Origin of the sequence: Neisseria dentiae, from assembly GCF_014055005.1 — a bacterium.
GTDB lineage: Bacteria > Pseudomonadota > Gammaproteobacteria > Burkholderiales > Neisseriaceae > Neisseria > Neisseria dentiae.
The window spans coordinates 2567550-2593481 of record NZ_CP059570.1 but is presented as its reverse complement, the minus strand read 5'-3'; the positions used below and the strand labels follow the sequence as shown (position 1 = coordinate 2593481).

The 25932-nt window shown below is 52.3% G+C and carries 23 protein-coding genes; 9 read left to right on the top strand and 14 right to left on the bottom strand.

Features of this window, described 5'->3' with window-relative positions; genetic code table 11:
- Positions 1–78: 78 nt before the first annotated feature.
- A complete protein-coding gene (gene purB / locus H3L92_RS12095; RefSeq protein ID WP_085365490.1) occupies positions 79–1449 on the bottom strand; it encodes an adenylosuccinate lyase in 1371 nt (456 codons plus the stop codon).
- 341 nt (positions 1450–1790) lie between these two features.
- Between purB and H3L92_RS12090 the strand changes: the two genes are divergently transcribed.
- Positions 1791–2675, top strand: a complete 885-nt coding sequence (locus H3L92_RS12090) for a patatin-like phospholipase family protein (protein ID WP_085365488.1) — start codon at positions 1791–1793, stop codon at positions 2673–2675.
- A 108-nt stretch (positions 2676–2783) separates the two neighbouring features.
- Here the strand turns inward: H3L92_RS12090 and pncC are convergent, their stop codons facing one another.
- Positions 2784–3272: a nicotinamide-nucleotide amidase gene (gene pncC / locus H3L92_RS12085; RefSeq protein ID WP_085365487.1), complete on the bottom strand. Its 489-nt coding sequence runs from the start codon at positions 3270–3272 to the stop codon at positions 2784–2786.
- A gap of 366 nt (positions 3273–3638) precedes the next feature.
- On the opposite strand from pncC, the gene H3L92_RS12080 reads away from it, so the two are divergent.
- From H3L92_RS12080 to rnhB, 4 genes are all read left to right on the top strand, one after another.
- Positions 3639–4244: a YdcF family protein gene (locus H3L92_RS12080; protein ID WP_245945440.1), complete on the top strand. Its 606-nt coding sequence runs from the start codon at positions 3639–3641 to the stop codon at positions 4242–4244.
- Positions 4245–4389: 145 nt separating this feature from the next.
- Positions 4390–5181, top strand: a complete 792-nt coding sequence (locus H3L92_RS12075; protein ID WP_085365486.1) for a methyltransferase domain-containing protein — start codon at positions 4390–4392, stop codon at positions 5179–5181.
- Positions 5182–5405: 224 nt separating this feature from the next.
- Positions 5406–6611, top strand: coding sequence for a lipid-A-disaccharide synthase (gene lpxB, locus H3L92_RS12070; protein WP_085365485.1), 1206 nt, complete (start codon positions 5406–5408; stop codon positions 6609–6611).
- 11 nt (positions 6612–6622) lie between these two features.
- Positions 6623–7213: a ribonuclease HII gene (gene rnhB / locus H3L92_RS12065; RefSeq protein WP_115336251.1), complete on the top strand. Its 591-nt coding sequence runs from the start codon at positions 6623–6625 to the stop codon at positions 7211–7213.
- Between the two features lie 264 nt (positions 7214–7477).
- Here rnhB and H3L92_RS12060 read toward each other — a convergent pair whose 3' ends face one another.
- The 3 genes from H3L92_RS12060 to metG form a co-directional block, all read right to left on the bottom strand.
- A complete protein-coding gene (locus tag H3L92_RS12060; protein ID WP_085365483.1) occupies positions 7478–10099 on the bottom strand; it encodes a restriction endonuclease in 2622 nt (873 codons plus the stop codon).
- A gap of 12 nt (positions 10100–10111) precedes the next feature.
- Positions 10112–12316, bottom strand: a complete 2205-nt coding sequence (locus tag H3L92_RS12055; RefSeq protein ID WP_373887775.1) for a site-specific DNA-methyltransferase — start codon at positions 12314–12316, stop codon at positions 10112–10114.
- 223 nt (positions 12317–12539) lie between these two features.
- Positions 12540–14627, bottom strand: coding sequence for a methionine--tRNA ligase (metG, locus tag H3L92_RS12050; protein ID WP_085365498.1), 2088 nt, complete (start codon positions 14625–14627; stop codon positions 12540–12542).
- A 202-nt stretch (positions 14628–14829) separates the two neighbouring features.
- Between metG and H3L92_RS12045 the strand changes: the two genes are divergently transcribed.
- Together H3L92_RS12045 and H3L92_RS12040 are read left to right on the top strand one after the other, a co-directional pair.
- A complete protein-coding gene (locus H3L92_RS12045) occupies positions 14830–16065 on the top strand; it encodes an MFS transporter (protein WP_085365481.1) in 1236 nt (411 codons plus the stop codon).
- A complete protein-coding gene (locus H3L92_RS12040) occupies positions 16046–17875 on the top strand; it encodes a trehalase family glycosidase (RefSeq protein WP_085365480.1) in 1830 nt (609 codons plus the stop codon). The genes H3L92_RS12045 and H3L92_RS12040 overlap by 20 nt, the downstream gene beginning before the upstream one ends.
- Positions 17876–17958: 83 nt before the next feature.
- Here H3L92_RS12040 and H3L92_RS12035 read toward each other — a convergent pair whose 3' ends face one another.
- From H3L92_RS12035 to H3L92_RS12005, 8 genes are all read right to left on the bottom strand, one after another.
- Positions 17959–18483 carry a hypothetical protein gene (locus H3L92_RS12035; protein ID WP_085365303.1) on the bottom strand — a complete coding sequence of 175 codons (525 nt, stop codon included), beginning with the start codon at positions 18481–18483 and terminating at the stop codon, positions 17959–17961.
- 19 nt (positions 18484–18502) lie between these two features.
- A complete protein-coding gene (locus H3L92_RS12030; RefSeq protein ID WP_085365479.1) occupies positions 18503–19285 on the bottom strand; it encodes a hypothetical protein in 783 nt (260 codons plus the stop codon).
- A gap of 174 nt (positions 19286–19459) precedes the next feature.
- Entirely contained in the window at positions 19460–20047 is a 588-nt protein-coding gene (locus H3L92_RS12025) for a hypothetical protein (RefSeq protein ID WP_085365478.1), read from the bottom strand.
- Between the two features lie 109 nt (positions 20048–20156).
- Positions 20157–20705 carry a hypothetical protein gene (locus tag H3L92_RS12020; RefSeq protein WP_143824320.1) on the bottom strand — a complete coding sequence of 183 codons (549 nt, stop codon included), beginning with the start codon at positions 20703–20705 and terminating at the stop codon, positions 20157–20159.
- Position 20706: 1 nt separating this feature from the next.
- On the bottom strand, positions 20707–20835 hold the full coding sequence (locus H3L92_RS13470; RefSeq protein WP_259345785.1) for a hypothetical protein: 129 nt from the start codon (positions 20833–20835) through the stop codon (positions 20707–20709).
- An 18-nt stretch (positions 20836–20853) separates the two neighbouring features.
- Complete coding sequence (locus H3L92_RS12015) at positions 20854–21168, bottom strand: hypothetical protein (RefSeq protein WP_115336249.1); 315 nt, start codon at positions 21166–21168, stop codon at positions 20854–20856.
- A 321-nt stretch (positions 21169–21489) separates the two neighbouring features.
- Positions 21490–21849 carry a hypothetical protein gene (locus tag H3L92_RS12010; protein WP_085365475.1) on the bottom strand — a complete coding sequence of 120 codons (360 nt, stop codon included), beginning with the start codon at positions 21847–21849 and terminating at the stop codon, positions 21490–21492.
- 418 nt (positions 21850–22267) lie between these two features.
- Positions 22268–22714, bottom strand: coding sequence for a CopD family copper resistance protein (locus H3L92_RS12005; RefSeq protein ID WP_085365497.1), 447 nt, complete (start codon positions 22712–22714; stop codon positions 22268–22270).
- Between the two features lie 158 nt (positions 22715–22872).
- On the opposite strand from H3L92_RS12005, the gene H3L92_RS12000 reads away from it, so the two are divergent.
- Together H3L92_RS12000 and H3L92_RS11995 are read left to right on the top strand one after the other, a co-directional pair.
- Entirely contained in the window at positions 22873–23082 is a 210-nt protein-coding gene (locus H3L92_RS12000) for a YMGG-like glycine zipper-containing protein (RefSeq protein ID WP_085365474.1), read from the top strand.
- 271 nt (positions 23083–23353) lie between these two features.
- Positions 23354–24085, top strand: coding sequence for a dienelactone hydrolase family protein (locus tag H3L92_RS11995; protein ID WP_085365473.1), 732 nt, complete (start codon positions 23354–23356; stop codon positions 24083–24085).
- A gap of 253 nt (positions 24086–24338) precedes the next feature.
- Here the strand turns inward: H3L92_RS11995 and H3L92_RS11990 are convergent, their stop codons facing one another.
- Positions 24339–25820 carry an aldehyde dehydrogenase family protein gene (locus H3L92_RS11990; protein WP_085365472.1) on the bottom strand — a complete coding sequence of 494 codons (1482 nt, stop codon included), beginning with the start codon at positions 25818–25820 and terminating at the stop codon, positions 24339–24341.
- Positions 25821–25932: the final 112 nt, after the last annotated feature.

Here is a 25932-nt window from a genome sequence, read left to right as displayed (position 1 = left end):
GATGTTTTGATTAAAAGCAAAGGCCGTCTGAAAACGTTTTCAGACGGCCTTTTTGCCTTACTGCCAACCAACCGGTTTTCAAATCCGCTTCGCCAATTCCTCGGCCTTGCCCACATACAGCGCGGGCGTGAGTGCGAGCAGCTGCTGTTTGGCTTCGGCGGGGATTTCCAGCGATTCCACAAACACTTTCAGCACTTCGGGGGTAATGCCGTCTTTGCCGCGGGTGAGGTCTTTCAGTTTTTCATACGGGTTGGCCACGCCGTAGCGGCGCATCACGGTTTGGATAGGCTCGGCCAACAATTCCCAGGTGGCGTCCAAATCGGCGGCCAGCGCGGCGGGGTTGGCTTCGAGCTTGTTGAGGCCGCGCAGGTGCGCCACCCAGCCCAACACGGTGTAGCCCGCGCCCACGCCCATATTGCGCAGCACGGTGCTGTCGGTCAGGTCGCGCTGCCAGCGCGAAACAGGCAGTTTTTCGGCCAAAAAGCCTAACACGGCGTTGGCCATGCCCAGGTTGCCTTCGGAGTTTTCAAAATCAATCGGGTTGACCTTATGCGGCATGGTCGAAGAACCGACTTCGCCTGCCTTCACTTTCTGCTTGAAATAGCCGAGCGAAATATAACCCCAAACGTCGCGGTTGAAGTCGATCAATATGGTGTTGATGCGGCTGATGGTTTGGAAAAACTCGGCCATGTAGTCGTGCGGCTCGATTTGGATGGTGTAGGGGTTGAAGGTCAAACCCAGCGATTCTTCAACGAATTTGCGGCAGTGCGTTTCCCAATCCACATCGGGATAGGCCACCATATGGGCGTTGTAGTTGCCCACGGCGCCGTTGATTTTGCCTAAAAACTGCTGCGATTCGAGCTGTTTGGTTTGGCGTTGCAGGCGGTAAACCACATTGGCGGTTTCTTTGCCCAGCGTGGTGGGGGTGGCGGGTTGGCCGTGGGTGCGGCTCATCATCGGCACGGCGGCCAGATTGTGCGCCATTTCGGTGAGCTTGGCGGTGATTTCGGCCAGTTTGGGCAGCAGCACGGTTTCGCGTGCTTCAGCCAGCATCAGCGCGTGGGAAAGGTTGTTGATGTCTTCGCTGGTGCAGGCGAAGTGGATAAACTCGCTGGCGGCGGCCACTTCGGGCACGCCGGCGAAGCGCTCTTTCAACCAATATTCGATGGCTTTCACATCGTGGTTGGTGGTGGCTTCGATGGCTTTCACCGCTGCGGCGTCTTCCAGCGAAAAATCTTCGATCACGCGGTCGATTTCGGCAACGGTAAAGCTGCTGAACGCGGGCACTTCGGTGATTTTCGGCTCGGCAGCCAATGCTTTGAGCCAGTTGAGTTCGACTTTCACACGCGCCCTCATCAGGCCGTATTCTGAAAAAATCGGGCGCAGCGCCTCAACGGATCGGGCGTAGCGGCCGTCGAGCGGGGAAAGGGCGGAAATGGGGTTGATCATAATCGGGCATCCTGTAAACAGCAGAAAATTTAAGACGGTGATTATACATCAATGTGCGGCGGCCTTTGTTTTTTATGGGAAAGCAAACACGTCTTTTATAGTAAATCAACTTAAGAAAAAGTATGCGCGTCATACCCGGGCTTGGCCCAAGTATGACGGAGCGGTTACTAAGTAGTTCAGCCTTCGCCAAATCCGCAGCAGGCCGTCTGAAAGCAGACCGCTCGGCATTTCCGCCCTGCCCGTTTTCAGACGGCCCGATTTATCCAACCCCAACGTTTTTATTACATTTTTATACGCATAAACCGTTATAATCATGCGTCTTTTAATAACTGCCAACTGCCATGAACATCCGTCTCTCCCTGCCCGTTTTTGCCGCCGTGCTGCTTGCCGCCTGCGGCACGTCGAAACAACCCGCACCGCCCGCCCAACCGCCCGTGCAGGCCAAACCCAAAGCCGTGGTCGGCCTGGCGCTCGGCGGCGGCGCATCGAAAGGCTTTGCCCATATCGGTGTGATTAAGGTTTTGAAAGCCAACAACATTCCCGTCAACCTGGTTACCGGCACCAGCGCAGGCTCGATTGTGGGCAGCCTTTACGCTTCAGGCATGTCGCCCGACCGGCTCGAATTGGAAGCAGAAGTGTTGGGCAAAACCGATTTGGTCGATTTAACCCTTTCCACCACCGGCTTTATCCGCGGGCAAAAGCTGCAAGACTACATCAACCGCAAAGTCGGCAACCGCCCCTTGCAGAGCCTGCCACTTAAATTCGCCGCCGTCGCCACCGATTTGGAAAGCGGCAAGATGGTGGCCTTCAACCGTGGCAACACCGGCCAGGCCGTGCGCGCCTCGGTGAGCATTCCCAATGTGTTCCAACCCGCCTTAATCGGCGGCAGACGTTATGTCGACGGCGGCCTCTCCGCCCCCGTACCGGTGAGCGCGGCCAAAAACATGGGCGCCAATCTGGTGATTGCGGTGGATATTTCCGCCAAACCCGCGAAACTGTCGGAAGCGGGCTTTTTCTCTTACCTCGACCAAAGCCTCAATATCATGAGCACCGCCGCGCTGCGCAACGAGCTGGCCAAAGCCGACATCGTGATCAAGCCGCAGGTGCAGCACTTGGGCGCGGTGGGCGGTTTCGACCAGAAAACGCAGGCCATCAAACTCGGCGAACAGGCGGCACTGGCCGCGCTGCCCGAAATCAAGCGCAAATTGCGGGCTTACCGGTATTGATGCCGGCTGCCGCAGTTTAACTATAACGAAAGGCCGTCTGAAAACTTTTCAGACGGCCTAATCTTTAATATCGCCTGCACAACCGGCGACTTTGTAAAACCGGCAAGCTTATTTTCCGCCGCCCGCTCCTTCCATTTTTCCGTTTAAAAACGCCAGCGCAAACTGCACGGCCTGCCCGCGTATGCTGTCGCGGTCGCCCTCGAAAAACGCGCGCTGCGCCCAAATGCGCTGCTTGGTGGCCAGCCCGAACCACACCGTGCCGACGGGTTTGGCCTCGCTGCCGCCTTCCGGCCCGGCAATGCCGGAAATACTCAAGGCATAGTCGGCCTTGGCGGCAATCAGCGCACCGAGCGCCATTTCGCGCACGGTTTCCTCGCTCACCGCGCCGTAAAAATCCAACGTGTTGCTTTTCACGCCCAAAAGCTGCTGCTTGGCTTCGTTGCTGTATGTGATAAAGCCTGTGTGAAACCATGCCGAGCTGCCCGGCAGGCGGGTGAGTTCGGCAGCCAGCAGGCCGCCGGTGCACGATTCGGCGCAGGTTACGGTTTGCCCGCGCTCGTTGAGGCGGGCGGTTAAAGCGGATAAGGTGGGATTCATGAGCGGATAACTTTCATTGAGCCATATTTTATTCATATGGTATAACCAAACGAAATAAAAAGAAACTTAAAAGCCGTGCGGCGGCGCGGCCGGGCGGGTTGGCGCCGTGGCGTTTTTATTTTGTTTGGTTATATTTTAAACCGTTTTATCAACCGCGCATTCCTTATTTTATTCCGCTCGGCAATTTTATTGCCCGTTTGTTGCGCTTTCAGATTATTTTTTACATAGATTTTTGTTTGTTGCCTTTATACCGCAGTAACTTGCGGTAAAGTGCGGCTTGCCGGGTATACCTGCGGCCATCTGAAAAAAACTCACGCGGCGCGCACTCCTACATCACAAACCCTGCCACACAACCATCTGAACAATATGAATAAAAAACGCTATATGTTGCTCTATCTGCCTGTGGCGCTGGCCTTATGCTGGTTTCTGCTGCTGATTTGGGTGTATGTTTCGGCGGTATCCGCCCGCCGCATCACCATCGAAGAAATCCAACCCGCCGATGCCGCGTTGGTGTTGGGCAATGCCGTCAACAAAAACGGCCGCCCCAACCCCTGCCTGCGCTCGCGCGTGGCCGCCGCCGCCGACCTTTATCATGCGGGCAAAGTGCCCAAACTGGTGGTGAGCGGCGGCACCGACAGCGACGGCAGCAACGAAGCCCGCCATATGAAAGCCATCGCCATCGAGCTGGGCGTGCCCGAATCGCGCATCGCCACCGAAGGCAAATCGGAAAACACTTACGAAAACATTTTGTTCAGCTCGATTCCGCTCACCAACAACAGCAACGTCGTTATCGTTAGTGCCGACTACCATCTCAAACGGGCGCGCTGGCTGGCCGACAAGCAATGGGGCCATGAAAAAAACCTACAGGTTTATTCGGGCATAGACGACTGCGACGAAAAAACGCTGGATTATTCGCGCAAAATCGTGCGCGAAAGCCTGGCTTGGGTGAAAGCCTCCGTCAAACCCGAATAAACCGAGCCGCCAAGCGCTTATTGGCAAACCGGCTGTTTGGGTTTCGGGTAAAATGGCGGTTTTCAATACCGGCCTATATCGATTTGAACAGGCCGTCTGAAAAACTTTCAGACGGCCTGAAATCTTTGCCGAACCTGACAAACAAATGACGAACACATCCGACCGCTGGGCCGTCCACCGCCTGCTCGCCCGCAATACCGACGAACGCCTGCAACTGGTGCGCACCGCCCCGCAGCAAATCGTGCTGGCGGGCGCCGATGCCGACGAAAGCCGCCGCCTGCTTGCCGCGCGCTACCCCAAAGCCGCGTTTGCCGAATACGATCCGCGCCCCGCTTTTCTGCAAGCGGCCGCCGACGCGCGCAAAACCGGCTTATGGCAGAAACTCACCGGCAAAACCGTGCCGCAGCACTGCCAAAGCCTTACCGAACCGCTGCCCGAAGCGGCGGCCGATATGTTGTGGTCTAACCTGGGCCTGATCACCGCGCGCGAACCCGTGCCGGTTTTTGAAAACTGGGCGCGCGCGCTGAAGCCCGACGGCCTGCTGTTTTTCACCCATTTCGGCATCGACAGCCTGAACGGTTTGACAGGCCGTCTGAAAGAAGCGGGCATCGCCGTTAACGCGCCGATGCTTTTCGATATGCACGATTTGGGCGATATGCTGTTCCACCACGGCTTTTACGACCCGGTGATGGACACTGCCAAACTCGAGCTTTCCTACCGCCGCCCCGAAACCTTTTGGCAGGATATGGAAACCCTCGGCCTGTGGGCTTCGTTGGATTTCAGCGACGAAGCCGCCGCCCGCGCCGCCGTCAACCGGATGTTCGCCGACGGCGCAACCCTCACCGCCACGCTCGAAACCGTGTACGGCCACGCAATTAAAAAGCGGCAGCTGCCCGCAGGCGAAAGCGAGATTCTGTTTTATCCGAAACCGCGCTGATGGCGGCGGTATCGCAAAACCACTTGTTTAATGGCCGTTTTCAAGTTTGGCCGCCCTATGTTTTCAGACGGCCGAAAGCCTTTGCAAAATTCATTCCGGCCGTCTGAAACTTTCGGCGGCCTGCCTCTCTCTTATCATACAGGCCTACCGCTTGGGCAAAATCCCACGGCATTTTGATAAATTTCGGTACAATACCGCCTGCTCTATATTGCATTGTTTTATTTATGACTTCCCACCAACCGCCCGCCAACCGCCCCCTCACCATCGCCTTGTGCGCCGGCGAAGCCTCCGGCGATCTGCTCGGCGCACACCTGATGGCCGCCATCAAGCAGCGCTGCCCGCAGGCGCATTTCGTCGGCATCGGCGGGCCGCGTATGCTGGCCAAAGGTTTCGAAAGCCTCTACGACCAAGAAAAACTGGCCGTGCGCGGCTTTGCCGAAGTGGTGAAGCGCCTGCCCGAAATCCTGAAAATCCGCCGCGGCCTGGTGCGCGACCTCAAACGCATCCGCCCCGACGTGTTCGTGGGCATCGACGCGCCCGACTTCAACCTCGGCGTGGCCGAAAAACTCAAAAAAGCAGGCATCCCCACCGTGCACTACGTCAGCCCCTCGGTGTGGGCGTGGCGGCGCGAACGGGTCAACACCATTGTGGAACAAGTCAACCGCGTGCTGTGCCTGTTTCCGATGGAGCCGCAGCTTTACCAAGAAGCCGGCGGCCGGGCCGAGTTTGTCGGCCACCCGCTGGCGCAAACCTTGCCGCTCGATGCCGACCGCGACGCCGCACGCCGCCACATGAAAATCGAACCGTGGGAACCCGTGTTCTGCCTGATGCCCGGCAGCCGCGTGAGCGAAATCGACTATATGGCGCCGATATTCTTCCGCACCGCCCGCCTGCTGCTGCAACGCTACCCCTCCGCCCGCTTCCTGCTGCCCGTGGCCACCGTGGCCACCCGCAGCCGCCTGATTTCGATTCTGCACCAAGGCGAATTTATCGGCCTGCCCATCCAACTGATGAGCGCACACGCCGACTTGGCCTGCACCGCCGCCGACGTAGTGCTGGTTACCAGCGGCACCGCCACGCTGGAAGTGGCGCTGTGCAAGCGACCCATGGTTATCAGCTATAAAATCTCGCCGCTCACCTACGCCTATGTGAAACGCAAAATCAACGTGCCCCATGTGGGGTTGCCCAATATCCTGCTCGGCAAAGGCGCCGTGCCCGAGCTGCTGCAAGACGACGCCACCCCCGCCAAACTGGCCGCCGCCGTGGCCGAATGGTATGAATCACCGCAAGACGTTGCCGCCTTGCAGCAGGATTTCCTCAACCTCCACCGGCTTTTGCAGAAAGACACCGACGCATTGGCCGCAAGCGCCGTGCTGGCCGAAGCAGGCATTGCCGCCGCCGTGCCCGAAGCCGCACCCGAGGCCGTCTGAAAGATAACCGCATGAACACCGTTCTCACCGCCGGCGTCGACGAAGCCGGGCGCGGCCCTTTGGTGGGCAGCGTATTTGCCGCCGCCGTGATTCTGCCGCCCTGCCCCAACCTGCCCGGCCTTACCGATTCCAAAAAACTCAGCGAAAACAAGCGCAATGAACTGGCCGCACAAATCAAAGCGCAGGCCGTCGCCTGGAGCGTGGCCAGCGCCGATGTGCAGGAAATCGCCGAACTCAATATCCTAAACGCCACCCTGCTCGCCATGACCCGCGCCGTGCAAGGCTTGGCCGTGCCGCCGCAGAAAGTGCTGATAGACGGCAACCGTGTACCGAAAAATTTAGGCATTGCCGCCGAAGCCGTGGTGAAAGGCGACAGCAAAATCATCGAAATCTCCGCCGCCTCCGTGCTCGCCAAAACCGCACGCGACGCCGAAATGTATGCCCTAGCCGCGCGTTACCCGCAATACGGCTTCGACAAACACAAAGGCTACGGCACCGCCGCCCACCTCGCCGCCCTCGCCGAATTCGGCGCCCTGCCCGAACACCGCCGCGATTTCGCGCCGGTGAGAGCCGTATTGGCGCAGGGTAAGTTGTTTGGGTGAGTGATTGGGTAAGGGCAATAAAGGTTTCAGGCAGAGACCTTTACAAAATTCTTTTCGATACCTTAAAACGCTTGCGTCATGCTCGGGCTTGACCCGAGCATCTGTTTGTTTGAGAAGAAAAAGAGATACTCGGGTCAAGCCCGGGTATGGCGAAATATAAATAAATTCAGGATTAAAACGGCTTTTTTTGCAAAGGTTTCAGGCCGTCTGAAAACTTTTCAGACGGCCTGACCTATTTATAACCATATGAAGATATTAATTTATTTATAACTCTGTCACCTTCTCCACCACCCTGTAACTCACCCCGTCGAACACCTCGAAACACCGTTTGGCACATTGGATTTTCTGCTGCTCGGATTCGTGCAATTTATCCATGTCCACACCTTCCTGTATGCCTTTGCCGGTATTTTTCGTTTCGGCAATGAAATACACTTTTTCCTGATTTTCCATCACCAATGCCCAGTCCGGGTTATAGTTGCCGATGGGCGTAGGAATTTTGAACCACTCGGGCAGTTTAAAATAAAACTTCACATTTTCGTGGCTTTCACAATCGCGGGCAAATTGGTTCTCTGTTCCGGAATCCAGCGGGATATAGTCGGCGAAAATGGTTTTTTCTTTTTTTATGCCGTCTTCCTGATTGATTTCAAAGGTATATTGGTTTTTGAAAAACTCCGCACCGTATTGTTCCAGCTCCTGCCAGCGGGCCAGGCTTTGCCGATAAACCGCATCATCTCTTTCCGGCATTCTGAAATATTCGATACCTTCAATCATCAAGCCGTGCAAGGCCGTTTGGATTTTTTCGGACACCAAATCGATAAACCGCTGAGGGTTGTTGCCGATTTCGCCGATTCTGCCCGATTGGCTCAGAATCTCAAACACGGTTTGCCGAGTCAGCCGGGTTTTCTTTTGGATCTCGTGCAATATATCGGGAATAGCCCAATCAATATCGGTTTGCCCCGCCCTGCTGTTGCGCTCCTCCCCCCAAATGCCGTCCGTCAGGGATTGGTGAATCACCGCCTTTTGCACCACAATCTGCGGCTTTTGGATAACAGGCATCGCTTTGATTTTTTCGCAGGCCGTCTGAATCAGTTTTTCCCGCTCAAACTGCACCGCATAACGCGTTTTATGCTGCAATTTCTGCCAAATTGCCAAAAATTCAGGGTCTAGCGTAAAACCTTTGCGATACGTCTGCCGGGTTCTGTCGCTTGCCCTTTTCGCGCCACCGTTACCAAATTGGATACCGCATTCGTCTTCATACTCTTTTTGCAGATTGGCGGCAAAACTTTCATAGCTTTCATTCGGAATCACAGTAAGAATATTCACGCCGTCATCGCGCACCCGCTCGCCTTTTTGATTGACCGCCAAACGCAAACCGCGCCCGATTTCCTGCCGTTTTTTAATCGGCGAACGCGTTTCGTTGAGCGTACAAATTTGAAACACATTCGGATTGTCCCAGCCTTCTTTCAGCGCGGAATGCGAAAAAATAAAGCGCAATTTGCTGTCAAACGACAACAATTTTTCCTTATCTTTCATAATCAGATTGTAAGTGTCTTCATCGGCCTTGCTGCTACCGTTGGTGTCTTTATCCTTGCCTTTGTCTTGCGAAAAATAGCCGTCATGCACACCGTTTGCACTTTCGCCCGTTTCGCGCTCGTAAATTTCCGCAAACCAACGCGCAAATTTGCCGTTTTCACGATAATTCGCCACTTTATCAATAAAAAACAACGATAAAACCTTAATCCCTTTCGGGTTTAAACGCTTCTCTTTTTTCAAATGCTCTTGAATCGCGCATTCCATCTGCTTTTTCATGATTTCGTCGCGGATTAAATCATCGTCTTCGCCCAGCGTGATGACTTGACCGTTTGATAAGGTTATTTCGCCCGATTCCGCATCCAAGCCATTGACAATAAAACCGTGCCGGTAACTTTCATTCCCGCCTGATTTATCAAACAAATCATCGCCCGAAGATACCTTAACCGTTTTCTTTTTCACTTCTTTTTTATCATTGAAATGAATTTCTACTTCGGCGGTTAATTTTTTCTTGCCTGCTACAAATCCTTTCAACACCACATACGCGCCATTGACATCGTTTTGCGCCAACACAGGTTCCACTTCAATCTGCTTCACCAATTTTTTGTTATAGGCTTGCACGGGATTTAAGCTGTAAATTTTGTGATACGGATTTTTGTGCGTGGCGGAATAACGCAACACAAACAAAGGGTTTAACGAATCAATCGCTTGTTTTGCCAAATCGGTTTCCATGTTTTGTGGTTCGTCCACAATCACAATCGGCTGGGTTTGGCTGATTTGCAATATGGGGGCTTCGCCGCTTTCATTGGCGCGGTTAATCACATTGTCGTCTTTTTTGAAGGCGTCAATATTCATAATCAAAATATCGATATGCGTGCCGGTGGCAAAGCTGCGCAAGCGGTTCAAACGGTCGCTGCTGTACACCGAATGGGCAAAATGCACGCCGTCAAAGGCCGTCTGAAAATGCGCCGTCATCGCGCGAATGCTTTGCAACACACCTTCACGAATCGGCACACTCGGCACAACAATCACAAATTTCCGCCAACCATATCTGCGGTTCAATTCAAAAATCGTCCGCAAATACACATAAGTTTTGCCCGTTCCCGTTTCCATTTCCACGGAAAAATTTAAGCCGTGTTCGCCGATTTGCGTTTTTTGCAGGCTGAAATCTTGTTGCACTTCGTTTAAATTTTTGCCGATTTCGTCCAACGGCAAAACGCGCCGATTGCCTACAACGGGCAAAAAATCCGATTGCAAAGCAAAGGTTTGCTCTTGATTGGGTTCGCCCTGAAACAAACGCACCACCGCATTAACGGCGTCGTGCTGATAATCCAATTGTTCAAACTTCAATTCCATTTTGCACCACCGTTACAGCGTTTCAAAGTCAATATCAGCGTCTTTAAACTGCAAGGCGGCATTGGTTTTCAGCGCATCATCGCCTGCAAACGCCTTATCCAGCACAAACACTTTTTTGGGCGATTGGGCGCGCACTTCGTCCAACACCGCTTGATTGACGGTATCCAACAACAGCGCGGTTTTGCGTGTTTGCGCGGCATTGTTCAGCCACACCACATTATCAGCAAATTCAATGCTGTCCGTTAATTCAAAGCCCAAGCGCAACATCAATTCATAAGCCATATTTTCAACGCCGGCGTTTTCATAGACGATATTTTGAAATTCTTCCAGCAAAGCCAATTGCTGCTGCTCGTTCAGGCTGCCTGAAAGCGGTCTGCGCCATTGTTTGAAATGGCTTTCGGTTAATTTGAATACTTTGAAACCCGTGTCCACCGTAGGTCGGGCATTGATGCCCGACACCGCGCCCGCAGCGGTATCCGCATTTTCAGACGGCATGTTTTGTCGGGTATCAATGCCCGACCTACGGATTTGCGCGCCTGCACGGCGGATGCGTTCTTTGGCAATTTCGGCGATATTGGCGAAACCGGCTTTGCGCGCTTCGGAATTCTCGGCGGTTTCTTCAGGTAATTGCACGCAAATATAACGGCGGCTGCCGCCGTCTTCGGCATTCAGTTGCATTACAGCGTGGGCGGTTGTGCCGGAGCCGGAGAAGAAATCTAGGATTAGGTCATTTTTATTAGAGCAAACAAAACTTACTAAATAAGCAACTAACGATGGGGGTTTGGGAAAGTCAAAAACCGGATCTTCCAGTAAATCAATTAATACATTGCTACCTTGTTTGGTCGTAAATTCCGTAATAATTGTTTTGGGATGAAAGGTGCCTTTTTCTTTTTCATATTGCAGTACCCCATTTGATTTAAAGAAAAAACGGCGAACTTTTTGCCCTTTTTGATCAATAACCTCTTCTCCTTTTAACCAATTTCTTATCATATCCGCCATAGTCCATGCGGCTTCTAATGAAACTGGTTGAGCAAGTTTTCTATTTTTAGATTCAAATTTACCTTTCACTATTTTTATAGGTTCTTTATCACCAATAATATTAGGAAAAACTTTATCTTCACTCTCGAATTCTATTCCTGCTGGAAATTCAATGATTGATAACGGGTTTTTAGAACTTGGTTTTTTAACAGTTCGGTCTGTTACGCATGCCTCACCATCATATTTAAATAGCTCTAGTTCAACCTTACTCTTTGCATAACAAATAATGTTTTCGTGCTCATGCGTAAAATGTGCTGCGGAAGTTCGCCCATTTTTCCAAATCAGAGTTGCCACAAAATTCTCCGCCCCAAACACTTCATCGCAAAGCAATTTCAGTTGCGCTTGTTCATTATCATCAATGCTGATAAAAATCACTCCGTCTTCGCGCAACAGGGTTTTTGCTAAATGCAGGCGCGGCAGCATCATGGAGAGCCAGTTGCTGTGATAGTGTCCGTTGTCTTTGCTGTTTTTGCGCCACGCGCCGGCAAATGCGCCGTCGCGCAATAAATAGCCGTCTTGGTCTTTGTCGCCTACGCGGCGGGCGTATTCGTCGCGGGTTTCGGCGAATTTGTCGGGATAGACAAAGCTGTCGCTGCCTGTGTTGTAGGGCGGGTCGATGTAAATCATTTTGACTTTGCCCGCGTAAGATTTTTGCAGAATTTTCAGGGCTTCCAAATTTTCTGCTTCGATAAATACGTTTTGCGTGTCGTGGAAATTTACGCTTTCGGCAACGCAGGGCGCAAGCGTGTTGAATGTGGGCGATTGCAAGGTGCGGTAGGCATCGGATTTGCCTGCCCAGCCCAGTTGATAGCGTTCGTTTTGGGCGCAAAGATTGTCTTCGCCCAACACCAGTTTGAGTTTTTCAAAATCAATTTGTTCTTCACAAAAGATTTCGGGGAATAATTGTTTTAATTGTAAGATTTTGTTCTGTTTGAAATTATTTTGGTTTTCGTGTATAATTTCGGTTCGGTTCGGTTCGGTTCGGTTCGGTTCGGTTCGGTTCGGTTCGGTTCGGTTCGGTTCGGTTCGGTTCGGTTCGCCATTGTTCCGTCTCCAGTTTCTGAAAAGTTTGGGGCTGACGTCGTTTAAGGACGTCAGCCTTTGGTTTTTAAGCGGATCCTGTCGTTCAGACAGGCAGAGACCTTTGCAAAATTCATTTAGGCCGTCTGAAATATTCAACCATCGTCATTAGCTTCGCAAGTCCGCTGCGCTACCCCCGCGTAGGCGGGAATCCAGTCGTTTTCGTAAACTATTGAAATAAAATACTTAATGGTTTAAAGGCTGGATTCCCGCCTACGCGGGGGTAGCGCAGCGGACTTGCGAAGCTAATGACGAGGCACAAACCTTTTCAGGGTTGAATTGGTTTTTTTTGCAAAGGTCTCAGGCATTCAGTTGCTGCTTGTTAACCCACCTTATCCCCCGGCTGCGCGCCGGCATCCACATCCAACAGCTTCAGTTTGCCGTCGGCGGCGGCGGCGGACAGGATCATGCCTTCGGATACGCCGAATTTGGCCATTTTGCGCGGGGCGAAGTTGGCGACGGCGATCACCATGCGGCCGTTAAGCTCGGCGGGATTGGGGTAGCTGGCGGCGATGCCGGAGAAAATCACGCGCTGCTCGAAGCCGAAGTCGAGGTCGAATTTCAACAGTTTGGTGCTGCCTTCTACGGCTTGGCAGTTGAGCACTTTGGCCACGCGCATATCGATTTTCATAAAGTCGTCGAAACTTGCCTGTTCGGCAACGGGGGTGTATTGGCTGCTTTCTGCGGCCGGTGCGGCTTCGGCAGAGGCCGTCTGAATGCTTTGTTTGTTGGCTTCGATTAAGTCGTCCACTTGTTTTTGCTCCACTCGTTGCATCAGGTGTTGATATGGGTTGATGGTGTGGTTTTCAGACAGGGTTTCGCGGGTGTTGGCCCAGGTGAGGTTGTCTAAATTCAGGAACTTGGCGGCGTTTTGCGCGGTTTGCGGCAACACGGGCGCGAGGTAGGCGGTGAGCATGGCGAAGGCGTTGATCAGCTCGCTGCACACTTGGTGCAGGCGTTCGCTTTGGCCTTCTTGTTTGGCCAGCTCCCACGGTTTGTTGGCGTCGACGTATTCGTTGACGATGTCGGCCAGCGCCATGATTTCGCGCAGGGCTTTGGCGTATTCGCGGGTTTCGTAGTCGGCGGCGATGGTTTCGGATTGTGCGGCGAGTTTGGCCAGTAATTCGCTGCCGGCAACGTTTTTCAGACGGCCTTCGAAGCGTTTGGCGATAAAGCCGGCGGCACGGGCGGCGATGTTGACGTATTTACCGACCAAATCGCTGTTGACGCGGGCGATGAAGTCGTTCAGGTTCAAATCGATGTCTTCGATGCGGCTGTTGAGTTTGGCGGCGATGTAGTAGCGCATCCATTCGGGGTTGAGGCTGCCGTCGAGATAGGAGCGGGCGGTGATGAAGGTGCCGCGCGATTTGGACATTTTTTGGCCGTCGACGGTTAAAAAGCCGTGGGCGAACACGCCGGTGGGGGCGCGGTGGCCGGAAAATTCGAGCATGGCGGGCCAGAACAGGGCGTGGAAATAGAGGATGTCTTTGCCGATAAAGTGGTACATCTCAGTTTGGCTGCCGGCTTTAAAGTATTCGTCGTAATCAAGGCCGATGCGGCTGCACAGGTTTTTGAACGAGGCCATGTAGCCGACAGGCGCGTCTAGCCACACATAGAAATATTTGCCGGGCGCGCCGGGGATTTCGAAGCCGAAATAGGGGGCGTCGCGGGAAATATCCCAGTCGGATAAGCCGCCTTCGCCGTTTTCGTCGGGGTGCAGCCATTCTTTCATTTTGTTGAGCGCTTCGGGCTGCAAGTGTTGCTGGATGCGGCCGTCAATCAGCGTGGTGCTGCCCGAAGTCCATTCTTTCAGGTAATCGGCGCATTCGCCGAGTTTGAAGAAGAAGTGTTCGGATTCTTTCAATACGGGCGCGGCACCGGATACGGCGGAATAGGGGTTAATCAGCTCGGTGGGCGAATAAGTGGTGCCGCACACTTCGCAGTTGTCGCCGTATTGGTCTTTGGCGTGGCATTTGGGGCATTCGCCTTTGACGAAGCGGTCGGGCAGGAACATTTGTTTTTCGGGGTCGAACAGCTGCTCGATGGTGCGGCTTTCGATTTTGCCGTTTGCTTTCAGGGCGAGATAGATTTGCTCGGAAAGCTGTTTGTTTTCGGGCGAGTGGGTGCTGTAATAGTTGTCGTAGCCGATATAAAAGCCAGTGAAGTCGGCCAGATGCTCGGCGTGCACTTTTTCAATCAAGGCTTCGGGAGTGAGGTTTTGCTTTTCGGCCGCCAGCATGATGGGGGTGCCGTGGGTGTCGTCGGCGCAGCAGTAGTGGCATTGGTGGCCGCGCAGTTTTTGAAAGCGCACCCAGATGTCGGTTTGGATGTGTTCGACCATGTGGCCTAAGTGGATGCTGCCGTTGGCATACGGCAGGGCGGAGGTTACGAGGATTTTGCGTTGGGTCATGGTTGGTGCTTGAAAAAACGGAAATTTATAAAGTTTGGAATTATAGCGTATAAAGTGCATGAGGCCGTCTGAAAAGTTTTTCAGACGGCCTTTGAAACTGTTTCTCAAGTAAACAGTCTAATCTTGCGCTCTGCGGCTTTTCTTTATCGGAAAAGCCGCTTTGGCATAACTTTTAACAATAAACCTGCAAAGCGAGCTATTTATGAAAAACCTCGGTATCAAACTTGCGCTGTTTATCAATTATTTTGTGTTTGCGATATTGCTCAACAGCGTCGGCATTGTGATCAAGCAATCGCTGGCCAATTATGGTGTTACGGAAACGGAAGCGAGCATTCTGGAGGCGTTTAAAGACCTGCCGATTGCCATCGTTTCGTTTTTCGTGGCTTCTTTTCTGCCGAAATTCGGTTATAAAAACAGTATGCTGCTGGCGCTGGCCGTGGTGTTCGGCGCGTGTTTATATATGTTTTTCGGCAACAGCTTCGCTGCGTCGAAAGTTTTATTTTTATGCATCGGCGTGTCGTTTGCGTTTATCAAGGTGTCGGTGTATTCGATGATCGGCCTGTTTACCGAAACCAAAGAGCAGCACAACAGCTTTATGAGTTCGATCGAAGGCTTTTTCATGATCGGCATCGCTTCGGCTTATTTTCTGTTTCCCGCGTTTTTCGATGCGGCCGACCCCAACGCCTGGCTGCGCGTGTATCTGCTGCTGGCCGGCCTGATTGCGGTGGCGTTTTTGCTGCTGCTGTTTACCAAAGTGGATGTGGACATCCCCAAATCGGAAGGCAGCCTAGCCGATGATTTTATGGGTATGCTGAAGCTGGTGGCGCTGCCGCTTACCATTTTCTTTGTGTTGAGCGCGTTCTGCTTCGTGATGGTGGAACAAGGCATCATGACTTGGCTGCCCACTTTTAACGAACGCGTTTTGTCGCTGAACGACACCTTAAGCGTGCAAATGGCCAGCATTTTGGCTTTGTCGCTGGCGGCGGGGCGTTTCTTAGCCGGCCAGGCGGTGAAAAAAGTGCATTGGCTGGCCCTTTTGACCGTGTGTCTGCTGGCGGCGGCGGCCATCGTGGCTTTCGTGCTGCCGCAGGCGCTCAACGCCGGCCCGAAAGTGATTCATTCGTTTAGCGAAATTCCCGCCATCGGCTTTATCTTCCCCTTAATCGGCCTGTTTATCGCACCGGTTTACCCGCTAATCAGCTCGGCCACTCTGTCGGCGCTGCCGCAGCGCATGCACAGCTCGATGACCGGCCTGATTGTGATTTTCTCTGCGCTGGGCGGCACGCTCGGCTCGCGGATTATCGGCATGCTGTTCGAGCATGTGGGCGGCGCGCAGGCGTTTTACTTTATGCTGATTCCGATCGCGATTTTGATTGTCGCCCTGTTCCTACTGAACAAATTCATCAAGGATTACGAAAATGCGCATCAACAAAACTGAAACATTGAAAAACCTGCTCGCGCAGGAAGACACCGACGGCAGCAACACCATCACCGTTGACGACCAAGGCCCGAAACGTTTTGTGGTAACCGGCGAAAACGGCGAAACGCTCGAAGTGAAAGGCACTTATTACTTGGCCAACCTGTTGCAGGAAGTGTGGCTGGGCAACGGCGGATTGAACCCCGATAATGTACGGATGAAACCGCTCGAGCGCATCGACTATCTGATGCGCACCCACTATTGGTGCACCCTCAGCCGCCGCATGGATGCCGGCAATATCCTCGCCACGCTGGCCGACGAAAAACGCAGCAGCGACAAAGCCTATTTATATGTGCCCGCCGCCGATTCAGACGGCCTCGAATACTACCGCCGCATTACCGCCGCCCACCCGCAAATCGAAATCATCGAACTGCCCGCGCCGCCGTTTTCAGACGGCCTCTTGGCCGAAATCGACGAAAAACCCGGCCTGCTGGCGCTCAAATACGACAAAGCCGCCGACGCACCACTGCCCTATGTGGTGCCCGGCGGGCGTTTCAACGAAATGTACGGCTGGGACAGCTACTTCATCGCGCTGGGCCTGATGGCGCACGACCAATACGATTTGGCCAAAGGCATGCTCGAAAACACCGCCTACCAAATCAAATATTACGGTAAAATGCTCAACGCCAACCGCAGCTACTACCTCACCCGCTCGCAGCCGCCGTTTTACACCCCCTATTTAAGCGCGTTTTACCGCCGCTACGCCGAACGGCTGCCTGAAAGCTGGCTGGCCGAACACTTGGCCATCGCCATCGACGAATACCAAAACGTGTGGATGAACCCGCAAACCCACCTCTTCGCCGACATCGACCTCAACCGCTATTTCGACGAAGGCCGCGGCCGCCCGAAAGAAACCGAACCCGGCCATTTCAACTTCATTTTGCAGCAATACGCCGCCAAACACGGCGTGAGCGTCGAAGAGATGGAGCGTGCCTACGATGCCGGCGAAATCAAAGATGCCGGCCTCGACCGCTACTTCGTGCACGACCGCGCCATGCGCGAAAGCGGCCACGACACCACCACGCGGCTCGACGACGTATGCGCCGACACCGCCTGCGTTGATTTGAACGCGATTATGTACCGCATCGAAACCGACATCGCAGCCCTAATCGCCGATTATTTCCCGCAAGGCTTTGCGCACAACGGCACGCAACACACCGCCGATATCTGGCAGGCCAAAGCAAAAGCGCGCTACGATGCCGTGCAGCAATATTTATGGAACGAAGCCGACGGCACGTTTTACGACTACAACGCCGCCGCCAAAACGCAAAACCGCTTCGTTTCCGCCACCAACCTGCTGCCGTTGTGGGCGGGATTGTGCAGCCAAGAGCAGGCGGAGCGCATGGTCAAATCGCAACTGGGCACGCTGTTGTGCGCCGGCGGCATCGCCTCCACCGCCCCGATTTCCGCCGAAATCCGCGGCCCCGAACGTCAGTGGGATTACCCCTACGGCTGGGCGCCGCACCAGATTCTGATTTGGGAGGGGCTGCAACGCTACGGTTTCGAGCGCGAAATGCACGAAGCCGCCTATGCGTGGGTGCAGATGATAGTCCGCGCCACGGTGGAATATAACGGCCTGATTCCCGAAAAATTCAACGTGGTCAAAGGCTCGCACAAAACCGATGTGGAATACGGCAACGTCGGCGCCGTGTTCGACTACGTGCCCGCCGGCGGCTTCGGCTGGACCAACGCTTCCGTTATTTTGGGCATCGCCAAACTGACGGACGAACAAAAAGCCGGATTGAACGCGCTGGCCGACAGCACGCCTTAAGGCGGTTATGATTTCATTTGGCAAATGACAAGGCCGTCTGAAAAATTTTCAGACGGCCTTTCAGCAACCCGAAACGGCAGAAATTATTTGTCCAGCCGAACGGTTTTTCCTTTGATTTTGGCGCAAACGCCGCTGCCGTCGGCGCAGCGGGACAGTTTGCCTTTGCCGACGGCGTTATTGATGTCGGCAATCCATTCGGAGCGGATCATTTCCTGACGGGCGTATTTCATCATGAAAGCAGCCGAGCCGATGCTGATAACGGCAGCAACAGCCAGGGCGGCGAATGCCGTCCACTGGAATATTTTCAGCCGCTTGGCGGCTTCGCGCTGCTGTTTGTCCGCATGGGCGGCAATAACGGCAAACTCGCGGCAGAGTTTTTCAACGCCCTGCTCAAATTCCTGCAAAGGCTTTTCCACGGCCGAAGCCACCGTGCCGGCGGTCAGGCTTTTGATGCTGCGCGCCGTATCGCCCAACGAGCGGCCCGCTTCATCCATCGCACTTTTGGCTTTCCAATGCGCCGTTTCAATCAATTTTTGCCGCTGGTCGTTTTTACCCTGAAGCAGAACGATATTCTGAATCAGGCGGTCGATTTTCGTTTCCAAATTCATTTGCTTTTCCCTTTTGCCGTTACAGGCTCATCACCGGCCCGCGCGGGCGCAGCATTTCCTGCTCGCGGTCGTAGTCGATCGCGGCCTGCATGCTTTCGCGTTCAAACTGCTTGGCCTGGTCGGAGGCCATCAGGCTTTCGAGGGCTTTGTCGTGCAGCTCTTCGTCGTCGGAGAGCAGCGCGGCGAAAGCGTAATCGATAAATTCTTGGTCGGTCGCGTTTTTCGGCAGCGGCTGGGAAATATCGACGGTGGCAATATCCGTGTTTTCGGACATACGCTCAAAAAACGGTTCGGAAATTGCGTGGGCGTATTGCGGTTGCTCCGGATTCGGTTCCTGCCGTTGGTTTTCGCCCAAATACCAATACGGGTCGACGGTTTTCCAGAATTTCTCCACCCCGCGCTCGTTTTCGCCGAACGTATAGGTATGCCCGCGGTGTGTTACCGTCAAATCCGCCCCCTGCGGCCTGTGTTTGGCAATCTGTTCGAGAAAGGCATTGACCTGTTTGTCGGGGCGCGCCCAAAACAGCCCGCTGCCGTCGAAGTCTTTGTCGGCCAGCCCGATATAGCCCAAACCCTTACCCGAAAAATCGATGCAGCTGTTGTCGCCCGCATCGTAAACCGAACGGAAGCCGGGGATTCTTCCCGCTGCCGCCAATTTGGGATAGCTTTCCAACTGCTCGAATTGTGCTTTGCTGATTTCTACGGTAATCGAACTGATATTTTTACCTTGGTAGTCTTTCCAGTCGGTTTCGCTGAGATTATCATTTTTGCTGAATTTACTTTCTCCAGTTGACCAGCCCATACTAATTGATGGTTCTCCGCCCAAGTTTTCCCCTGGTTTACGGGCTTCTAACCATACATGCCCCCAAGTGGAAGTTTCCCATTTTTCTGTTTTTTGATTGTAGTAAGATGTTCCACTAGGAGCAAATTTTACTGTTAATGAATAAGTATTTTTCACTACTCTTCCTTTAAAAAATTAATAAAAAATGAGGGTATATGGGAAAATATCTATTGCCGTTCGGACAATACCGGCTTCTTTCAACATGGCTTTGATTTCCGACGGGCTTTCATCCTTAAAATCACAACGGTATCTGCCGTAAGGTAGCCTAAACGCTTTGAGTTGGTGGCTTCTTCCGTCAGCATCAGGATTGTTTGGATTATTAGGGGCCCATCCTCGTCCACCATCTAATATATTTTCATGTCTGATATAGGTTTCATTATCCACCTGATAAGATATATCCCGAATAATATAGATATCTTCGAAAAACAGCACTTCCGCGTTTTTTTCCAAACGATAGCATTTTACGGAAAAACGGTACGGCATATCTGGTATCTTTTTACCCCATTTATTTTCGATATATTCTATTTTTATATTTATGCCATAGGGTTTTTCAATCCACGAAGTAAGCGGGTAACTGATTGTTTTACCCTCGCCCAAAGGAAAATCAACCAATTTGGGTGGAAACAATAATTCGGAAGTTGCGGTGGTTACCAAATCGCATTGCGTTAGCGACAAAGCAGCTATCACACCTCCTGCCAGCAAAACTTTATTTAAGGTTTTCATCTGTCAATTCCTAAATCAATCCTTTCAGACGGCCTTTCTTTAAAGAGCGAATTTTACTGTTAATGTATATTTTCTCGACATTACAAATCCTTTCTATAAATACAATCAATTAAAAATAGAACTTATATGCACCGACATTCACAACAGCTTTGGGAAATTGCCGCTTCGCAGTCTCGGGGCTTTTATCGATAAAATCACAGCGGTATTTTCCCGTCGGTAGAGTGAATCTCGCTAGGCTAAAAAACAAATTGCTAAAGACCTCGCTGTCTAACTCTGATGCCCATTCGGTTTGGTATTTAAAACTCTCTCTCCCGCGATACGTTTGTTGATAGATAACTGTTTTTTCTTTACCGCTTAAGCGCATACAGATAAGTTCCATATCAAGAGTGTCGATATATTTTTTATCTATTGCACCATCACTGTACTTTTCTGCTTCTTCCCTTGGCAGTTCCAGCAATAGATAAGCACGATAAGGTTTCTCTAAAAAATTAACAAATTCAATGGAAGTGGTTTTGCCCTCTCCCAACGGCAGAGGTGTGGTTCGGTTATTAATCAGCTGTGAAGAAACCACCCTGACAAATTCAAATTGTGCAAGCAAACAAATTATTCCTGCCAGCACAATTCCGGTTAACAACGAATATTTGTATTTCTTTTGCATTTTATACTCCTGAAAATATCTTTCCAGATTTGCGGGCTTCCAGCCATACATGCCCCCAAGTGGAAGTTTCGTCTTTATAATCTGTTCCAGGAGGAGCAAATTTAACTGTTAATGTATAGGTGTTCGCCATCTTTTTTCTTTTAAAAAATCAATAAATAAAAGGCTCAAACGGAAAAATTTCTATTGCGGTGCGGACAATACCCGCTTCTTGCAATATGACTTTGATTTCAGGCGGACTTTCGTCCTTAAAGTCACAACGGTATCTGCCGTAAGGTAGTCTGACCTCCTTCAGTCGATAACGTTTTCCTTCTGCATCAGGCACGTTAGGATTATTAAGTTCCCACCAATATCCGTTATCAAAAATATTTTCCCGTACGATACGCGTTTCATTACCAATCCCGTAAGCTATATCCCGTACAACATAGGTGTCCTCAAAAAACAGCACTTCTGCGTTTTTTTCCAAACGGTAGCATTTTACGGAAAGGCGGTATGGTATTTCTGGCACCTCATCTTGTGCCTTTTTATTATTTATATATTCTGCATTTACACTTATTGTATATGATTTTTCAGCCTATGAATCAATTGGATAACTGACTGTTTTGCTCTCACCCAAGGGAAAATCAATTACTTTTGGTGGAAAAAACAAAGTGGAAATGTCTGCTTTTACCCAATCGCATTGTATTAACAACAGGGCAGCTACCCCTCCCTGCCAGCATAACTTTATTTAAGGTTTTCATCTGTAAGCTCCTAAGCAAATTCTTTCAGACGGCCTGATTATTGGCGGTTATTTACCCTCCGGGGCTGCTCTGAAAGTTACGCCTCCTTGTTTTGATTCCATAAATTCCATTTCAACATTGTAATTGCCATTGGTGCATTGAAATTGCCAGATTTCCTCCCAAACTCTCTCTCCGGGTTTGCCGGAAACGTCTTTTTTAACGAAAAAACGGCCATCCTTAACTTGATCACATCCCATAACAGTTGCCTGCCCTCTGGCGGCAAGCATTGCATCGTGTACCAAAGTAGGGTTGCCTAATGTTCCGTTGCGAATAGCGCCTGCAGGCCATTCTTTAGAGGAAGACGGTTCTTTGGCAAAGCTGAAAATGGCACAGCTCATTAAAATAAACGGGAATAGTGCTTTTTTCATAGAAAAAAATCCTTATTTATCGGTGTAATATAAAATTTTTTAGCTTTTTGATTAATCTGCTAATCCGGTTGACTGAAAACTTCAGGCGGTCGAATTATATATTCGATAAGCCGTATTAGCTTGCAAACTCCGACAAACGGTATCCTGATAAATATAAAAATGCTCGTTGCCAGCAAAATCTTGTTGGCCAATTATTTACAATACGAACAAATTCCATAATGACTCAAGCGGAGATGACATTTTTTGCAAAATAAGTATTTTAGGCCTGTTTTCTTAATCTTTTGTGTAAGCAACGCGACGATTTCTAATATCTAACATATAAATAAAGTAAAGTATCTTGCAACGCTTGATTCAAGAGCTTGCATAACGAAGGCCGTCTGAAATCTTTCAGACGGCCTTTCCACATTATGCCACCCGCCTACCAAGCCACATAAAACATGGTTTTCGCCAGCAGCACAATCATCACCATCTGGCAAAACACCGCCAAATGGATATATTTCGACCACGCCGCCGTGAGCGTGCCGCGCCGCATTTTGGTAACGGCAATCAGAAAATGCGCCAACACCCCGAACGCCAGCAACACCTTCAAACACAACTGGGTGTTGAACGGCGCGGCAAACGGTGCGGCGAAAGCGGCGGCATAGCGGTGTGCCATCGTCAGCCCCGACAAAAACACACCGCCCACCACCCACGGCATCACCCGCACGGCGCGCCGCATAATGGCTTTTTCTACCGCTTTTCGCGCTTCCCTCGGCACATCCTTGCTGTGTATGGCTGATAAAACCAAAGTTTCAAAGAAAACGCCGCCCACAAAAACAATGGCGCAAAACAAATGTATGATATGTGCAACAGAATAAACGCTCATAAAATATAATTTCAAACTCTTGCCCAGTTTTAAAACTCTTTACCCCTGCCGATACGCCGTTATCCGCAGCCTATGCCATACTGCGAACGCTCTTACAGGGAATCCCGCCCTTTTACAGGGCTTTCCCGCAATATAACACCTTTTTTAAGGAGGACAACATGAAATCAACCATCGTTAAAGCCATTGCCCTGCTGGCCGTTGCCGGTTCGCTCACCGCCTGCGAAAGCATGAGCCGCACCCAGCGCAACACCGCCACCGGCGCCGTGATCGGCGGCGTAGCCGGTAACCTGATCGGCGGCGACACAGGTTCCACCCTCGGCGGCGCAGCCTTGGGCGGCGTAATCGGCAGTCAGGTAAACCGCCGCTAATCTGGTCGTTTGCCTTAACAAGAGGCCGTCTGAAAATGTTTCAGACGGCCTTTATGTTTTGTTCAAACATCAATCCGAAACCTTTGCAAAAAGCCGGATGCGAATGCAGCCCGAAGCGCAGCAATACACAACGCAGAAATACGCCGCAGACGGCTTTTTTTGGCACAGGCGCCGTCAATCCGGCAAACTTTATCCGCGCCAGCCCTTGAACGCCCGTGCCGCATCATTTAAGCTTGGGGCCGTCTGAAACCCCAACACAAAGGAGCCTGATATGCCGATTACCACCCGCACCGTGGAATACACCACCGCCGGCGGTCTCACCCTGCAAAGTTACCTGTGCCTGCCCGAACACGCCGTCGGCAGTCTGTCGGGCATATTGGTGGCCCCTGAATGGTGGGGTTTGAGCGAACACGCCAAACACGCCGCCGAACGCTTGGCCGAACAGGGCTATGCCGCGCTGGCGATGGATTTATACGGCGGCGCCCGCCTCACCGACGATGCCGCCCAAGCCAACGCTTGGATGACCGAAGCCCTCGCCGACCCCGCCATATTGGCCGAGCGCACCCGTTTGGGCTTGAAAGCGCTGGCCGCGCAGCCCGAAGTGGACGGCAACCGCATCGGCGCCATCGGTTTCTGCTTCGGCGGCCGCGTGGTGCTCGATATGGCGCGCCGTGGCGACGATTTGAAAGCCGTAACCAGCTTCCACGGCATTCTCGCCACGCCCGAGCCTGCCCGAGAAGGCTTTATCAAAGGCGAACTGCTGATCGAATACGCCGGTTTGGATACGATGGTAACGATGGACGCGGTGGAAGCCTTCCGCAAAGAAATGGACGCTGCCAAAGCGCGCTACCATATCGATGTGTTCCCCTATGCCAAGCACGGCTTCACCAATCCGCAGGCAACCCGCAACGGCGAGAAAAACGGCGTGGATTTGGCCTATAACGAAGCCGACGCCGAAGTGGCGTGGCAGAATATGCTGAACCTGCTGGAGCGTACCCTGTAATCATTCTGCCCTGCTTTCCGGCATCGGGTCAGAGATTTGGCGATATACCCCGGCGGTTTGTTGAAAACTGCCGCCATACTCGGGTTTTTACCCGAGTATCTTTTTTATAATCGGATGTTTCATACGGCCTAAACGACTTGCAAAGGCTTCAACCTGCTTATGCGGCGTAAACAAAAGAGCTGAAAAATGCCGTCTGAAAGCGGTTTCAGACGGCATGGTTTCAATCAGCCAGGCGTTTCGGCGCGCCGGCGGTTTAATACATGCCTTCGCGCTCCTCGCGGGTGCTGATATAGATGTTTTTCACCTGGGTGTAGGCGGCCAGCATCATTTTGTGGGTTTCGCGGCCGATGCCGGAGGTTTTATAGCCGCCGAACGGTGCGCCTGCGGGCAGGCGGTTGTAGCAGTTTACCCAAACGCGGCCGGTTTCCAGCGCGCGCGATACGCGCAGGCAGCGGTTGATGTCTTTGCTCCAAACCGCGCCGCCCAAACCGTATTCGGATTCGTTGGCCATGCGGATAACGTCTTCTTCGGTTTTGAACTTGATTACGGTGGCCACCGGGCCGAAGATTTCTTCTTGCGACACGCGCGCATCGTTGCTGTCGGCGGCAATCAGCGTGGGTTCGACAAACTCGCCTTTGGCCAAATCGCCTTCCACTTTCTTGCCGCCGGTTATGATGCGGCAGCCTTCCTGTTCGCCGATTTTCACATAGCTCAGAATGGTTTCCACTTGGTTGGCGTTAACCTGTGCGCCCATTTGGGTGTCGTCTTCCCACGGCAGGCCTACTTTCACTTTTTTAAACTCTTCGGCAAGGGCGGCAACGAATTTGTCGTAAATGCCTTCCTGCACGAAAATGCGCGAACCGGCGCAGCACACTTGGCCTTGGTTGAACAAAATGCCTTTTTGCGCGCCTTCGAGGGCTTTGTCGAAAGGCATGTCGTCGAAGAAGATGTTGGCCGATTTGCCGCCCAATTCGAGCGTGGCGGGAATCAGCATTTCGGCGGCGGCGATGCCGATGCGGCGGCCCACGGCGGTGGAGCCGGTAAACGCCAGTTTGTTGAAGCCTTTGTGGTGCAGCATATATTCGCCGGATTTCGAGCCTTTGCCGGTGATGATGTTCAGCACGCCTTTGGGCAGCAGGTGGTTCACTTTCTGGGCAAACGAAAGCAGGCTCAGCGAAGTGCTCGAAGAGGGGTGGATAACGATGGTGCAGCCTGCCGCCAGTGCGGGGGCGATTTTCCAGGCGGCCATCAGGAAGGGGAAGTTCCACGGGATAATCTGGCCGACCACACCGATAGGCTCGCGCAGCACGATAGACAAATCTTCTTCGTCGAGCTGGTTGCAGGTGCCTTCTTCGCCGCGGATCACGCCGGCGAAATAGCGGAAGTGGTCGGAAGCCAGCGGAATATCGGCGGCGCGTGTTTCGCGTATGGGTTTGCCGTTATCCAGCGTTTCCTGCAGGGCGAACAGTTCGGCATTTTCGTCGATAACGTCGGCGATTTTGTTGAGAATGGCGGCACGTTCGGCTGCGGTGGTTTTGCGCCAGGTTTTGAACGCTTCTTGTGCGGCGGCTACGGCGGCGTCAACGTCTTCGTTGCTGGCGTCGATAAACTTGGCCAAAGCCTCGCCGTTGGCGGGGTTATATGAAACGATGGTTTCGCCTTTGCTGCCTTTGGTCCATTTGCCGTTAATCAGCAGGCCGTATTCTTGGTCAAACACGTTCAGGTTTTTTGCCATAATATTTCTCCTAAATTTTGAGGGTAAGGCCGGGGTGTTGGCATCCGATACCTTGCCAGTAGGTTAAATGAATATCGAAACAATTTAATCCACTGTCAGGTTCGGGGTTCAG

What these genes read in the sequence shown, in the direction of transcription:
- purB (WP_085365490.1), bottom strand. Translation starts at nt 1,449, where the DNA reads ATGATCAACCCCATTTCCGCCCTTTCCCCGCTCGACGGCCGCTACGCC.
- H3L92_RS12090 (WP_085365488.1), top strand. Translation starts at nt 1,791, where the DNA reads ATGAACATCCGTCTCTCCCTGCCCGTTTTTGCCGCCGTGCTGCTTGCC.
- pncC (WP_085365487.1), bottom strand. Translation starts at nt 3,272, where the DNA reads ATGAATCCCACCTTATCCGCTTTAACCGCCCGCCTCAACGAGCGCGGG.
- H3L92_RS12080 (WP_245945440.1), top strand. Translation starts at nt 3,639, where the DNA reads ATGAATAAAAAACGCTATATGTTGCTCTATCTGCCTGTGGCGCTGGCC.
- H3L92_RS12075 (WP_085365486.1), top strand. Translation starts at nt 4,390, where the DNA reads ATGACGAACACATCCGACCGCTGGGCCGTCCACCGCCTGCTCGCCCGC.
- lpxB (WP_085365485.1), top strand. Translation starts at nt 5,406, where the DNA reads ATGACTTCCCACCAACCGCCCGCCAACCGCCCCCTCACCATCGCCTTG.
- rnhB (WP_115336251.1), top strand. Translation starts at nt 6,623, where the DNA reads ATGAACACCGTTCTCACCGCCGGCGTCGACGAAGCCGGGCGCGGCCCT.
- H3L92_RS12060 (WP_085365483.1), bottom strand. Translation starts at nt 10,099, where the DNA reads ATGGAATTGAAGTTTGAACAATTGGATTATCAGCACGACGCCGTTAAT.
- metG (WP_085365498.1), bottom strand. Translation starts at nt 14,627, where the DNA reads ATGACCCAACGCAAAATCCTCGTAACCTCCGCCCTGCCGTATGCCAAC.
- H3L92_RS12045 (WP_085365481.1), top strand. Translation starts at nt 14,830, where the DNA reads ATGAAAAACCTCGGTATCAAACTTGCGCTGTTTATCAATTATTTTGTG.
- H3L92_RS12040 (WP_085365480.1), top strand. Translation starts at nt 16,046, where the DNA reads ATGCGCATCAACAAAACTGAAACATTGAAAAACCTGCTCGCGCAGGAA.
- H3L92_RS12035 (WP_085365303.1), bottom strand. Translation starts at nt 18,483, where the DNA reads ATGAATTTGGAAACGAAAATCGACCGCCTGATTCAGAATATCGTTCTG.
- H3L92_RS12030 (WP_085365479.1), bottom strand. Translation starts at nt 19,285, where the DNA reads ATGGGCTGGTCAACTGGAGAAAGTAAATTCAGCAAAAATGATAATCTC.
- H3L92_RS12025 (WP_085365478.1), bottom strand. Translation starts at nt 20,047, where the DNA reads ATGAAAACCTTAAATAAAGTTTTGCTGGCAGGAGGTGTGATAGCTGCT.
- H3L92_RS12020 (WP_143824320.1), bottom strand. Translation starts at nt 20,705, where the DNA reads ATGCAAAAGAAATACAAATATTCGTTGTTAACCGGAATTGTGCTGGCA.
- H3L92_RS13470 (WP_259345785.1), bottom strand. Translation starts at nt 20,835, where the DNA reads ATGGCGAACACCTATACATTAACAGTTAAATTTGCTCCTCCTGGAACA.
- H3L92_RS12010 (WP_085365475.1), bottom strand. Translation starts at nt 21,849, where the DNA reads ATGAAAAAAGCACTATTCCCGTTTATTTTAATGAGCTGTGCCATTTTC.
- H3L92_RS12005 (WP_085365497.1), bottom strand. Translation starts at nt 22,714, where the DNA reads ATGAGCGTTTATTCTGTTGCACATATCATACATTTGTTTTGCGCCATT.
- H3L92_RS12000 (WP_085365474.1), top strand. Translation starts at nt 22,873, where the DNA reads ATGAAATCAACCATCGTTAAAGCCATTGCCCTGCTGGCCGTTGCCGGT.
- H3L92_RS11995 (WP_085365473.1), top strand. Translation starts at nt 23,354, where the DNA reads ATGCCGATTACCACCCGCACCGTGGAATACACCACCGCCGGCGGTCTC.
- H3L92_RS11990 (WP_085365472.1), bottom strand. Translation starts at nt 25,820, where the DNA reads ATGGCAAAAAACCTGAACGTGTTTGACCAAGAATACGGCCTGCTGATT.